13 protein-coding genes and 1 riboswitch are annotated in these 13,494 nt (G+C 43.0%); of the genes, 12 read left to right on the forward strand and 1 reads right to left on the reverse strand.

Annotated features, from left to right (window positions below; genetic code table 11):
- The first annotated feature begins 20 nt into the window (after window positions 1-20).
- From LCL91_RS00215 to LCL91_RS00270, 12 genes are all read left to right on the forward strand, one after another.
- Window positions 21-584: an RcpC/CpaB family pilus assembly protein gene (locus LCL91_RS00215; RefSeq protein ID WP_224878913.1), complete on the forward strand. Its 564-nt coding sequence runs from the start codon at window positions 21-23 to the stop codon at window positions 582-584.
- On the forward strand, window positions 584-1,759 hold the full coding sequence (locus tag LCL91_RS00220) for an AAA family ATPase (protein ID WP_224878915.1): 1,176 nt from the start codon (window positions 584-586) through the stop codon (window positions 1,757-1,759). The genes LCL91_RS00215 and LCL91_RS00220 overlap by 1 nt, the downstream gene beginning before the upstream one ends.
- Window positions 1,760-1,772: 13 nt before the next feature.
- On the forward strand, window positions 1,773-3,104 hold the full coding sequence (locus tag LCL91_RS00225) for a CpaF family protein (RefSeq protein ID WP_224878917.1): 1,332 nt from the start codon (window positions 1,773-1,775) through the stop codon (window positions 3,102-3,104).
- A gap of 1 nt (window position 3,105) precedes the next feature.
- Window positions 3,106-4,065 carry a type II secretion system F family protein gene (locus LCL91_RS00230; RefSeq protein WP_224878920.1) on the forward strand — a complete coding sequence of 320 codons (960 nt, stop codon included), beginning with the start codon at window positions 3,106-3,108 and terminating at the stop codon, window positions 4,063-4,065.
- Between the two features lie 3 nt (window positions 4,066-4,068).
- Window positions 4,069-4,995 (forward strand): type II secretion system F family protein, encoded by a 927-nt coding sequence (locus tag LCL91_RS00235; protein WP_224878922.1) that lies wholly within the window; start codon window positions 4,069-4,071, stop codon window positions 4,993-4,995.
- Between the two features lie 138 nt (window positions 4,996-5,133).
- On the forward strand, window positions 5,134-5,988 hold the full coding sequence (locus LCL91_RS00240) for an MBL fold metallo-hydrolase (RefSeq protein WP_224878925.1): 855 nt from the start codon (window positions 5,134-5,136) through the stop codon (window positions 5,986-5,988).
- Between the two features lie 39 nt (window positions 5,989-6,027).
- Window positions 6,028-6,840: an ABC transporter ATP-binding protein gene (locus LCL91_RS00245; protein WP_224878927.1), complete on the forward strand. Its 813-nt coding sequence runs from the start codon at window positions 6,028-6,030 to the stop codon at window positions 6,838-6,840.
- Between the two features lie 22 nt (window positions 6,841-6,862).
- Window positions 6,863-7,120 (forward strand): hypothetical protein, encoded by a 258-nt coding sequence (locus LCL91_RS00250; protein WP_224878929.1) that lies wholly within the window; start codon window positions 6,863-6,865, stop codon window positions 7,118-7,120.
- The gene (locus LCL91_RS00255) at window positions 7,117-7,482 is read left to right on the forward strand and encodes a hypothetical protein (protein ID WP_224878931.1); all 366 of its coding nucleotides are present in this window, start codon (window positions 7,117-7,119) and stop codon (window positions 7,480-7,482) included. The genes LCL91_RS00250 and LCL91_RS00255 overlap by 4 nt, the downstream gene beginning before the upstream one ends.
- A 161-nt stretch (window positions 7,483-7,643) precedes the next feature.
- Window positions 7,644-7,755, forward strand: a riboswitch (SAM riboswitch).
- A gap of 159 nt (window positions 7,756-7,914) precedes the next feature.
- The gene (locus LCL91_RS00260; protein ID WP_224878933.1) at window positions 7,915-9,729 is read left to right on the forward strand and encodes an assimilatory sulfite reductase (NADPH) flavoprotein subunit; all 1,815 of its coding nucleotides are present in this window, start codon (window positions 7,915-7,917) and stop codon (window positions 9,727-9,729) included.
- A gap of 21 nt (window positions 9,730-9,750) precedes the next feature.
- Window positions 9,751-11,460, forward strand: a complete 1,710-nt coding sequence (cysI, locus tag LCL91_RS00265) for an assimilatory sulfite reductase (NADPH) hemoprotein subunit (protein ID WP_224878935.1) — start codon at window positions 9,751-9,753, stop codon at window positions 11,458-11,460.
- 81 nt (window positions 11,461-11,541) lie between these two features.
- Window positions 11,542-12,756: a threonine synthase gene (locus tag LCL91_RS00270; RefSeq protein ID WP_224878937.1), complete on the forward strand. Its 1,215-nt coding sequence runs from the start codon at window positions 11,542-11,544 to the stop codon at window positions 12,754-12,756.
- Between the two features lie 46 nt (window positions 12,757-12,802).
- Here LCL91_RS00270 and LCL91_RS00275 read toward each other — a convergent pair whose 3' ends face one another.
- Complete coding sequence (locus LCL91_RS00275) at window positions 12,803-13,360, reverse strand: MEDS domain-containing protein (protein WP_224878939.1); 558 nt, start codon at window positions 13,358-13,360, stop codon at window positions 12,803-12,805.
- Window positions 13,361-13,494: the final 134 nt, after the last annotated feature.

The following is a 13,494-nucleotide window of genomic DNA, read 5'->3' on the forward strand; positions in this document are numbered from 1 at the left end:
CGAGAAGTGAGGGACGAGGAATGAAAACGAAGCGAATTTGGCTGTGGTCCGTTATTTTTGGCGCATTCTCGACAGTGATTGTGTATGTAGCGCTATTTACGAACTTAACAACGGATGCAGAAACAGAAGTTAAGAAAGTGGAAGAGCCGGAGGTAGCGGCAGAGACAACGATTCCAAAACGAGAGATACCCAACCCAATCGTTGACGTGAGCGAAGGAAAACGCGCGATTTCGATCGATGTTGAATTAGCACCTGGCGTTTCAGGATATATTGAACCGAACTCATTTGTCGATGTAATCGCTTATGAAACGATGATTGATGAAGAAAAGAAAGAATTCAAGTCAGCCGTCATGATGCTACAAAAGGTGAAAGTGCTAAGTTCAGGGAAATCACCTGACACGACGGACGAAGCGCTTCATTATGTGACGGTTACGCTTGAAGTAACACCAGAGGAAGGTGTGAGCGTAAGTCTTGCGGCTAAGGATAAAGATAAGTTTTACCTCATGCTACGAAATAGTGAAGACGATGGAACGGTGAAAGAGGGATTGAAAGAAACACGTCAGGTTTACAAGGAGACGGAATGATGACGGACTTAAACTGGTATTTTTATTCAGATACGAATGCCAAAGCTGGTGAATTGGAAGAGCTTCTGTTGAAGAAAAATCATAAGCTAAAGAGTTTTCAACTTCTAGAAGATCTCTTTCACAAGCTTGAGCGTACACCTCATTCGATACTTTTTCTAAAGGCCTACACAACTTACAACGTGTATGATCTTTGTCAGGAAATCTCGATGAAATTCCCTTCCGTTTACCTCATTATCCTCGTTCCTGAAAATATGGAAAATACGAAGAAAGCGATGCGTGTAGGTGCGTCGAATTTGCTTACGTATTCTGATGCTACAGATGAAATCAATGATGTCATCCTTCAGGCCCAAGACTATATGAAACAAAGAGCTAGCAAGGGGGAGGGCGTAACGCATTTGCCAAAACAAAACAGCCGCATTATGGCAGTGTGTGGTTCAAAAGGAGGGGTAGGGAAAACATCGCTTGCGGTCAATCTCGCCAATGCCTTTATTAAAAGTGGGAAAAGTGTTGTGATTCTCGATGCGAACTTCCAGTTTGGCGATGTCGCGATGTATCTCGACTTAAAGCCAAATCGCACGATTTATGAGTGGGTGAAAGAAGCGGTTGAGCGAGGCCGATATGGGATTGATAACTATGTCTCTCATCACTCGAGTGGAATCGCCCTTCTTCCACCGCCTCCTCGACCGGAGTTCTTTGAAATTATGACGGAAGAACATGTTGCACTTGCGGTAGCTGAACTGCGTAAACGGTATGACGTGATTCTCATTGATACACCAACGTCTCTTTCAGAAATTCATCTTAAAAGTCTCGATCTTGCGGATGACCTTCTTTTAGTGACAACAAGTGATTTGCCCGTATTACGAAACACGAAGCTTTACGTTGATATGCTTGACTCGCTTCATTTCTCTGAAAAGGTTCATGTTGTTTTAAATAAGGATTCCAAGCATCGTGCCATTGAAGCGAAGCGGTTGGAAGGGATTCTCCAAAATCCTGTATTTGCTTCGATTCCGGACGTGGGTAAGCAAATGACAACAGCCATCAATGAAGGACTTCCACTTGTATTAAGAAATGGGCGTCATTCTTTTTCGAAACGTATGCTTCAGATCTCCCATCTAATTTTGCCACCGCCAGAAGAAGAAGAGAAAAAAACAAAACGATTTGCATTGAGTCGATGAAGGAGGAGTTCCATTGTCGCTTTTTAAACGGTATGTCGAAGAAGAGGCAGCGCAAGTGGAAGAACAGAGGGAAGCACCAATTGTTAAGTCGGTGGAGTACAAGCAGTTAGAAACAAAACTACAAACATTTTTATTAGAAGAACTTAAAAAGTACCAGCTTCAAAAAGAAGAAGAGCTGATGAAAATTCGAGAGTGGGGTAAAGATTTTCTGGATAAGGAAGCAGAGCGGCTAACGTTTGAAGAAAAAAAACAGATGCTTGAATCGGTTGAGTATGAGCTGCTTGGATACGGTCCGATTACGCCTCTTCTTGAAGATGATACGGTTTCTGAAGTAATGGTAAACGGTGCGCAAGCTATCTATTACGAGCAGTACGGGAAATTGAAACGAAGTCCCCTTTCTTTTCAAGATGATGATCATTTAAGTCGCGTGATTGAACGCATTGTCGCACCACTTGGAAGAAGAATCGATGAAAGTTCCCCAATGGTGGACGCGCGTCTTCCGGATGGTTCGCGTGTGAATGCGGTCATCCCTCCACTGTCATTGAAGGGGCCGTCGCTAACGATACGGAAATTCTCAAGCATACCTCTTCAAATGAATGACCTTGTTCACTACGGGACAGTAAGTGAAGACATGGCCGAGTTTCTAGAAATCTGTGTAAAAGCAAGATTAAATATTTTTATTAGTGGAGGGACGGGGTCGGGAAAAACGTCATCACTTAATGTTCTTTCTTCGTTTATTCCTAATGATGAACGGATTGTTACGATTGAAGATGCGGCTGAATTAAATTTATCTCAGGAGCATATTGTATCGCTGGAATCACGCCCACCTAATATCGAAGGAAAGGGTGAAATTACGATACGTGAACTCGTTCGTAACGCGCTTCGAATGCGCCCGGATCGTATTGTTGTGGGAGAGGTACGTGGAGCTGAAGCGCTCGATATGCTTCAAGCCATGAATACCGGTCATGATGGAAGCCTTAGTACAGGACACGCGAATTCACCGAGAGACATGCTTTCTCGTCTGGAAACCATGGTCCTCATGGCGGGGTTTGACTTACCACTCCGAGCGATTCGAGAGCAAATCGCGAATGCGCTTGATTTGATTGTACAGCAGGCGAGAATGAAGGATGGATCAAGGAAAATCACGAGAATTACGGAAGTGCTTGGGATGGAAGAGAATATTATCGTCCTGCAAGACCTGTTTGTGTATAAAGAAACTGGGCGTGACGCTGAAGGAAGAGTAGTGGGGCATTTTGAAACAACGGGAGTACGGCCACACGTGTCAGAGCTCCTTGAACAAAATGGCTATACCATTCCATCATCCTGGTTTAAAGAGGTGTGGTAACATGAACGATCCACTCATGATCTTCTTGCTTTTTGTTAGCTTTACAGTATTTTTCTATTTCTCGTCCAAAAGATTGATGCGAAAAAAACATACGAACAAACGAATTAAGGAGTTTATCCCGCATGCCCTCACCGTTTCGGAAGTAGAGGAAAAGCAGAAGAAGCAAACGTTCAAGCAAATGATTGGTTCGTTTGCGAAGGCTTTTGCTGGGATGCGGTTTAGTCAAAAAACGCAGGCTTATCTCGTTCAATCGGGAAGTTCATTCAAACCGGAGGAGTTTTTTGTGATTCGTCTCCTCAGTGCACTAACGTGTACGGGGGTGTTATATGGAATGGGCTTGCCCTGGTATGGTCTTTTACCGACGCTTCTAATCGGATTTATCATGCCGGTCATCTATATAAAAACGAAAGCTAAAAAGCGGATTAACCTTCTGTCTTATCAACTGGTGGAAGCGCTTGGAACGATGTCCAATTCGATGAGAGCCGGATTTAGTTTTGTGCAAACGATGCAGCTTATTGGCAAAGAAATGCCAGATCCGCTCGGCCCCGAATTTGATCGTGCAGTTCGCGAAATTGGGATGGGGGTTCCGATGGAAGATGTGTTTTCGAGTTTGCTAGAACGATTGCCGAATAAAGAGCTTGAAGTTGTCGTTCAGGCTATTCTCGCGCAGCGAAAGAGTGGGGGCAATCTCGCGCAGCTGATGGATACGATGGAAGATACGATCCGGGGAAGGATCCGGATTCTTGAAGAGCTTAAAACGCTAACCGCTCAAGGGAAGCTTTCTTCATGGATTATTACGGCTCTTCCAGTCGTAATGGGAATCTATCTTTATTTGGTCAGCCCAGACTATCTTGAGCCCATGCTGACAAACCCGCTAGGATTGTTCTTATTGGGCGCTAGCGTGATTTCACTTTTCATTGGTTGGTTTTTTATTCAACGAATTGTACGGATTGAGGTGTAGCAGATGATTTCAGTCTTATTTATGATTTGTGCCTTCGTCTTTTTTATCTTCCTAAGCGCAGCGGTTCTTAAAACGGTTTTTCGAAAAGAACTTGCTCTTGAAATGAGGGTGGAACATTATTTCGGACAGAATGAAAAGCTCGAGCGTAAAACAAAAAAAAGAGAAAGCGGGGGATCACACCCGCTGGTTCGCAAATATTGGGGGATAGGGATTGAGCAGGTGAACAAAACATTTGCAAGAAAGAATCAAAAGAGGTTGACGATTCTTCTCCATGAAGCTGGGTTTGGAACACGATCCGCAGTTGAATTCCGTTTGATTCAACTTCTTCTCAGCATTGGTGGAGGGTTTGTTACTTTCTTGCTGATTACACCTGTTACGGATGGCCAAGCATCGACAAGTTTTGTTTTAGCTCTCGGGATCGCTTTCTTATTTTATCGCTATCCTTTGTTTTATTTAGCTAAGAAAAAAACGCAGCGAGTGAAAGTTATCAATAAAGACATGTCGGATTTTTTTGATATGGTGAGTCTGCTTCTTGAAGCGGGTGTCGGTCTTGAAGGAGCGATCGCAAACGTATGTGCACGGAAACCTGGACCGCTTGCAGACGAGTTCAATCAAGCGTTGGATGAAATGAAGCGCGGAAAAGCGAGACGAGAAGCCTTTTACAGTTTGAAAAAACGAGTTCCGTCTGATCACTTTCAAAGTGTGATGATGTCGATTATTCAAGCTGATCATCTTGGAATTGGGATGTCAAAAGTGATTAAAAACATTACGACGCGCATCCGCGAGCAAAGACGTGAGCTCGCTCGTGAGCAAGCCATGAAAGCCCCTGTTAAAATGCTGATTCCGATGGTGGTCTTTGTTTTTCCTCCACTATTTGTCGTGATTATTGGACCGATGATGGTGAAGATCATTGTAGATGGACTAGGATAATAGCTTACGACAAGCTTCCTTTCATGATTAGGAAAGACACTTCTTCTGTAGGAGTGTCTTTTTGAATGGAAGAATAATGCTTCGAGTTTGGTTATGGAATGGTAAAATGGTGAAAAGACGTTTTAGGAGGGTACATTTATGCAACAGATCAAACAAATTGGCGCTCGTCTTTACTACCAAACACCAGTATCCGAAACAGACCGACCGATTCTAGGGATGATCGTTGGGGATGAAAAGTCGTTAATGATTGACGCAGGAAATTCAGAAAACCATGCACGTTATTTTCTAGAGGAACTTTCAGATCGGGGGCTTAAAAGACCTGATATAGTAGCACTTACCCACTGGCATTGGGATCATATATTTGGTTTATCCGCGCTCAGAGATACGGTTTCGATTTCTTCTTTTCAAACTAAAGAAGAAATGGCTAAGCTTCTTCCCTTATCATGGTCTGATGCAGATCTTGCTCAGCGTGTAGAAGAAGGAACGGAAATTGAATTTTGTGCAACCGCTATTAAGAAGGAATTTGCGAAGCAACGTGATATAACGATTACACTTCCGGATGTAACCTTTGAAGGAAAGCTAGAAATTGATTTAGGTGGCGTGACGTGTGTCCTTCAACATGTTGGCGGAAACCATGCGGCTGACTCGGTTGTCGTCTACATAAAAGAAGAGAAAATTCTATTTTTAGGCGATTGCTTTTATCCTGATATTTTTTCTAGCAAAACGAATTATACAGTAAAAACGACTACCCAGTTGCTTGATGTACTGGAAGGATTTGAGGCGGACTGGATGATTTTGTCGCATGGTGAAGCCATTTCGTGCGAAGCATTTGCGAGAGAAGTAAGGCTTCTACGCACGGTTTCCTCCCTTACTGGACCCTCAAACGGAGATGAAGAACAGATGCAAATCGCTTACGAGAAAATCGTGGAAAGAGAGCCTAATGAAGAGGAACTTGAAGTGATTCAAGCGTTCGCAAACGGGTATAATCACTAAAGATTTAAAAGATATATTGTAGAGAATGGAGGGAGAGCTATGGCGATCGTTCATGTTGAGAACGCCTATTATCAGCGGCAGAACCAAATGATTTTATCTGATATTTCTTTTACCATTGAACAAGGACAGCACCAGGCGATCATCGGATTAAATGGCTCAGGAAAAACGACGCTGCTTCAGTTAATTTACGGAGGAGTTTGGCCATTGCTTCGCTATTCCCCAGTGATCGAAGTGTTTGGTCAGCGGCTTGGACAAACCGATTTAAATGAACTAAGAAGAGCAATTGGATGGGTAAGTAGCGCTTTTACAGAACGAATTTCACCCATGCAAGAGGTCACAGAAGTTGTGATTAGTGGGAAATTTGCTTCCGCAGGTCTTTATGAGCATGTGACAGAAGAGGATAAAGTGCAGGCAGAGGAGCTTATGAAGGAGTGGGGATTGCAACATTTGCATCATAAGCCTTTTCAAATCTGCTCGCAAGGAGAAAAGCAAAAAATCCTGATTGCGCGAGCCTTAATGGCTTCCCCAAAGCTTCTCATTCTCGACGAACCATGTACGGGTCTTGATTTGTATTCACGTGAAAAGCTCTTAGCTCAGGTGGAGCGACTGGCAAAACAAGTAAATAGTCCAACCATGATCTACATCACGCATCATATTGAAGAAATTGCTCCTTCCTTCACTCATGCGATGTTAATGGAAAATGGAAGAATTGCGGTGAAAGGAAAGAAAGAGGACGTCATCACCTCTGAAAATCTAAGTAAAAGCATGGATTTGCCGCTTAGCGTGACGTGGAACAAAGGCCGGGCCTGGATTCAAGTTGTATCAAATGAGAAGGAGTCAACAGTTAGATAAACGTTATCAATAAGGAGGTCAGATGAAACAATTCAATAAACTAATGTACGGCTGGTTTTATATTATCAGTCCTCTTATATGTGTGATCGGAAGTCTTCTGTGGAAGCACTATTTGTCTAACCTATCCTTTGGCGAAAGTGTAACGGATACCCTTTCTATTCTTGGAATCTATTATTTTTTCATGAGCCTTCTCTGGTTTTTCAACATGAATAAGGTGGAACGTGTTTCTCGGGAGATGGCACATACGCCTAACCAGCAACATAAGGATGGAATGAAATGAAAGATTTCAACTCACTTACCTATAAAGAACTAACGATCCGATATGCGGTGCTGACGATTTTGCTGTCGCTTACAATCTTTGTAGTACCGTACTATTTACCGATATGGACTTATCTTGTTTGTATGGTTATTGCCATCTCTAGCGTTGGGAGAACCCTTGTGAAATGGCTGCGTGGTGAGGTGAGAAAAACGTCTCTTAAGGGAGATGTCATACGAAGCTGTACAGTTTCTTTTATGGCTATTCTCTTATTAGTAACCCCGCTTCCTTACTCGATTGTAGTAAAACTGGGGATTACTCTCTTTCTATTGATTGTGAATATGTTTGAAATTATGAATCTAAAAAATAAGCATCTACGTTCATGAAAATCGACCTAAATCATTTGACTCATTTTTTCAACTATCGCTTGCTCTCATCATGTTTCATTTAATTGAATGGTGATAATTTTCTAATAATACATTGACATTTTGTTAAACAAAAGATATTATTTGAAACAATCATTGTTATCAAAACTTTATAGCAACATTTCTTATCAAGAGAGGTGGAGGGACTGGCCCTTTGAAGCCTCGGCAACCGATGAGTTGAATGATCAACTCATACTGTGCCAAATCCAGCAGGTACATCCTGAAAGATAAGAAGATTGGCATCGTTCTCACAAACCTTTCTTCTTATGCTTAAAGAAGAGAGGTTTTTTTATGTGTATCTTAGAAGAGAGGAGCATACTTCGTATTCATACGGTTTTAAATCCGGGTAAACAACTTGTATTACATTGAATTAACTATGCGAGGTGGATTGTATTGCATTTACAGGTTATGAATAGTCCTTTTGATCAAGAACAAACGGAACTTTTAAATCGTTTATTACCAACGTTAAATGAAACGCAGAAAATTTGGCTAAGTGGATATCTTTCTGTTCCGGGAGTGGCAGAAACAGCGGCAACTACTGAAGCTTCCTCAGCAGAAGAAGCGTTCTCAAAGAATGAACCAAAAACGCGTGAGATTACGATTCTTTATGGCTCTCATACGGGAAATGGTCAGTCGCTAGCAGAATCTTTTTTTGAGCGGCTTGATCACGAAAAGTATAACGTTACACTCTCATCCCTCGATGATTTTAAACCAAAGTCACTTAAGAAAGTAGAAGACTTGTTGTTGATTACAAGCACGCATGGAGATGGCGATCCTCCTGATAATGCGCTAAGCTTCTACGATTTTATCCAAAGTAAGCGCGCTCCTAAATTAGAAGAAATTAGGTTTTCTGTTCTTTCACTTGGAGATAGCTCGTATGAATTTTTCTGTCAAACGGGGAAAGATTTTGACAGACGTCTGGAAGAGTTAGGAGCTACTAGAATTTATCCTCGTGTCGATTGTGATTTGGATTTTGAAGAACCTGCGGAAGAATGGTTTGAAGGTGTCATGAGTGTGCTGTCTGATGCCCCGTCCAAGAGTAGTGAAGCCTCGCCTTCTAAGGAAGCGAGTGATACGAATCTTTCGTACTCAAGAACGAATCCGTTTAAAGCAGAGATCTTAGAGAATATCAATTTAAACGGACGTGGATCGAATAAAGAAACGCGTCATCTTGAGCTTGATCTTGAAGGATCCAATCTTGTATACGAACCAGGCGACAGTTTAGGGATTTATCCTGAAAATGATACCGCACTTGTGCTTCAACTAATGGAAGAAATGAATTGGAACCGAGACAGCCAGTTGGTGATAAACAAGCAGGGAGACGTGCAGTCTCTTCAGGAAGCTTTGACGAAAACATATGAGATTACAAGTCTAACAAAGCCATTACTTAAGAAGATTGCGGATCTTACGGAAAGCGCAGAGCTACTTCGCATGGTGGATGCTGAGGGAGAAGAGCTAAAGACGTACATTTATGGAAGAGATCTCATTGATCTTGTGAAAGACTACGGGCCTTGGGAAATTGCTGCAGAGGAATTTGTGAAGGTACTTCGTAAAATACCCGTTCGTCTTTACTCCATTGCAAGCAGTCCGAAAGCAAGTGATGGGGAAGTTCATCTTACCATTGGTGCGCTGCGATATGACGCACACGGTCGAGCTCGCACTGGGGTTTGTTCCGGCCAGTGCGCTGAACGGTCACAGCCAGGTGATCAACTTCCGGTCTTTGTACAGCGAAACGAGAATTTTAGACTGCCAAACAATCCCGATACACCTGTCATCATGATCGGAGCAGGTACGGGAGTGGCGCCGTATCGTGCTTTTTTACAAGAGAGAGAAGAAATTGGCGCAGGTGGCGATACATGGTTGTTCTTTGGTGAGCAGCACTTTGTTACCGATTTTCTATACCAGGTCGAGTGGCAAAAATGGTTAAAAGAGGGTGTGCTGACTCGCATGGATGTCGCTTTTTCACGCGATACAGAAGAGAAAGTGTATGTTCAGCACCGCATGCGTGAGCGAAGTAAAGAACTATACGAGTGGCTTCAGAAGGGAGCACACATTTATGTATGTGGCGATGAGAAATATATGGCAAAAGATGTTCACATTGCACTCGTCAACATTCTTGAGGAGCAGGGCGGTTTGAGTGAGTCAGAAGCAGAGGCTTATTTATCGGACTTACGGAACGCGAAGCGCTATCAGCGTGATGTGTACTAAGCGGAATGGAAGGAGTTTGACATGAATAAAAAGACGGCAACCCAAGATGGAAAACCGAGTGAAATGGAGAAAATTAAAGACGAAAGCCACTATTTACGTGGATCTCTTGTCGAAAGCTTTGCGGATCCGATTACCGCATCAATTCCGGATGCAGATACAAAGCTATTAAAGTTCCATGGTAGCTATATGCAGGACGATCGCGATATCCGCCAGGAGCGAAAGCAGCAGAAGCTTGAACCAGCTTATCAGTTTATGGTTCGCGTCCGATTGCCAGGTGGCGTAGCGACTCCAGAGCAGTGGCTTGTGATGGATGATCTTGCGAATGAATATGGAAACGGAACGCTCAAATTAACGACGCGTCAAACATTTCAAATGCACGGCATTTTAAAATGGAATATGAAGAAGAGCATTCAGGCAATGGATTCTGTTCTGATGGATTCTCTTGCGGCCTGTGGGGACGTGAATCGGAACGTGATGTGTAACGCCAATCCGTATCAATCTGATATCCATGCAGAAGTGCACGGATGGGCACGAAAACTAAGTGACGATCTGTTGCCGAGAACAAGAGCGTATCATGAAATTTGGTTAGATGAAGAGAAGGTGCTTGATCGAAAAGAAGAAGAGATTGAGCCGATGTATGGTCCTCATTACTTACCGAGAAAATTTAAGATTGGCGTTGCGGTTCCGCCATCAAACGACGTGGACATTTTCTCCCAGGATCTCGGCTTTATTGCGATTCTTGAAGATGGCAAGCTTCAAGGGTTCAATGTTGCGGTAGGAGGTGGAATGGGCATGACGCATGGCGATACAAGTACGTATCCGCAGCTGTCGCGCATCATTGGCTTTTGTGCACCTGAAAACATTGTTGATGTAGCAGAGAAGATTATTACGATTCAGCGTGATTATGGCAATCGATCAGAACGAAAAAATGCGCGTTTTAAATATACCATTGATCGAAGAGGACTTGATTGGGTTCGGAACGAATTGCATAGTAGACTCGGGTTTGAACTAGAAGAAGCTCGATCTTATCATTTTGATCATAATGGTGACCGCTATGGCTGGGTCAAAGGCGATGGCAAATGGCACTTAACGCTCTTTATCCAAAATGGCCGCATTGTTGATCTAGAAGATTATCAAATTATGACCGGACTACGAGAAATAGCGAAAATTCACGAAGGTGATTTCAGGCTAACACCGAACCAAAATCTCATCATTGCGAACGTAGCAGAAGAAAAGAAAACGGAAATCGATGAGCTTGTCGCCGCATACGGTCTGACAGACGGGAAACAAAATTCTGCACTGCGCCGTAATTCCATGGCCTGCGTTGCCTTCCCAACATGCGGTTTAGCGATGGCTGAAGCTGAGCGGTATTTGCCTTCTCTTATTGATAAAATCGAGGAGATTGTGGATGAAGCGGGTCTAAGAGAAGAAGAGATTGTGATTCGTATGTCAGGCTGTCCGAATAGCTGTTCACGTCCAACCTTAGGCGAGATTGCTTTTATTGGAAAGGCACCTGGCAAGTACAACATGTACATGGGAGCCGGATTTGTTGGCGACCGATTAAGCAAGCTCTATAAAGAAAACATCGGTGAGGAAGAGATCCTTGCTTCTCTTAAACCGATCCTCTTTAATTATGCAAAAGAAAAAGAAGAGAATGAGCATTTCGGTGATTATGTGATCCGAGCGGGATATGTTGAAGAAGTGCGATCAGGACTTGATTTTCATAGTTAATGCTTTGACAGGAAGAAACCCAAAGATCACGCGTGTGAACTTTGGGTTTCACTGTTTTTTATAAAAAACGGAGGTGTAAGGATGACTTATAGCATGGTTTCCCATTTAACCTGCCCGAAGTGCAGTGAAACATATGATGTCGATACGGTTGAACAGCTCTGTGTGTGTGGATCACCACTTCTCGTTGACTACAAGCTTGATGAAGTGAAGAAGCATGTGACAAAGGAAATGATCGCAGGGAGGGAGCAGTCACTGTGGCGATACCATGAGTTGCTTCCTGTAAAAAATGTTGAAAATAAAGTGAGTTTTGAAGAAGGCATGACGCCGATCCTGTCACTCCCTACTCTTGGTAAGGAGATAGGGATACCGCATTTGTACATAAAAGATGAAGGCCTCGTACCAACTGGTTCGTTTAAAGCAAGAGGTGCGGCGGTTGGGGTTTCAAAGGCAAAAGAGCTTGGTGTACGGAACTTAGCGATGCCGACGAATGGCAATGCAGGAGCCGCCTGGTCGCTTTACGCGGCTAAGGCAGGAGTAGAAGCGCATATTGTGATGCCAGTTGACGCTCCTGAAATTACGAGAAAAGAAGTCAGCATTTCTGGGGCTCATCTTTATCTTGTAAATGGACTAATAAGTGACGCAGGAAAAATTGTAGGTGATCTTGTGAAAAAGAATGGATTCTATGATGCGTCTACGCTAAAAGAGCCCTATCGCATTGAAGGTAAAAAGACGATGGGGTATGAAATAGCAGAACAGTTGAATTGGAAACTTCCTGATGTGATTCTTTATCCAACAGGGGGAGGCGTCGGCCTGATCGGTATTTATAAAGCGCTTCTTGAGCTTCAGGAGCTTGGTTGGATCAAAGAAACGAAGCTTCCAAGATTAGTTGCTGTTCAATCCGATGGGTGTGCTCCGATTGTGAAAGCATTTGAGGAAGGGAAAATGGAATCGGAGTTCTGGGAGAATTCAACGACACATGCGTTTGGAATTAATGTCCCAAAAGCCATCGGTGATTTTCTTGTACTGGATGCAATTTATCAAACGGATGGTTGTGCGCTAGCCGTTTCAGAAGAAGAGATCCGGGCATCGCAAAGGGAGGTCGCTAGTCTAGAAGGACAATTTATTTGTCCGGAAGGAGCCGCTACGTTTGCAGCAGCCAAAACACTCAAAGAACGCGGTTGGATCAAAGAAGAAGAACGGGTCGTTTGTTTGAATACGGGGCTTGGGATAAAATATCCAGATGCATTTGAAGTAGACGTGCCAACGATGGAGCCTTTTGAACGTATTGAATATTAACTAAGTGAGCCCCGTCCTTATCGTCATAAGGACGGGGCTCATTTTTTTAGCCGAAGTATTGTTTGGACAAGGTGAATTCATCATTCATTAATATATAAGGATGTGTTTCCATTAAGATGGTGATGAGATAATCAGGCATCCTTTCCCCATCATAAGCACAGATGAGTGGAAAAGACAGGTCGTTAACAGCACGATCAACGATTTTTTCAAAGTCTTCGATCAGATGAAGGGGTTCTTCCATTGAAGCCCATTCAACGTGTGCCCACGAACGAAAGGACAGGCTGTTTTCGACATACGGAGCCACGGTCTCTTTAAAATACTCGTGAATCGCAGGAGGATGATAACTTCCACTTGAAAAGTAAAAATCAAAGCTATTCACACGGTGAACAAAGTGTAATTGATCTTTCGTTAGTTTTCGTTGTAATTCTTTTAGTATCATTGGATAAAGGCGATCATTTTCAATAAGAATCGTATATTCCCCGTGCAATGCTCCTTGTTCAATGAAATCGCAAACCTGTTCGATATAGCTCTTAACCTCTTGATACGCATAAAGCACATGAACACATTTTTTCTCTATGAACAATTGGTTCATTTCACTTTTCAACTAATCACTCCCTAAGATTGATTTACATCTATTTTACTATAGTTTGCATAAAGGAAAAACCCGCTTCAGAAGCAGGTTTCATATTTAATCGATGGGGTCAACTGATTTTCCATACCGAAGAACGTCAACGACAG

The organism is Guptibacillus hwajinpoensis (assembly GCF_020171785.1).
Classification (GTDB): domain Bacteria; phylum Bacillota; class Bacilli; order Bacillales; family Guptibacillaceae; genus Guptibacillus; species Guptibacillus sedimenti.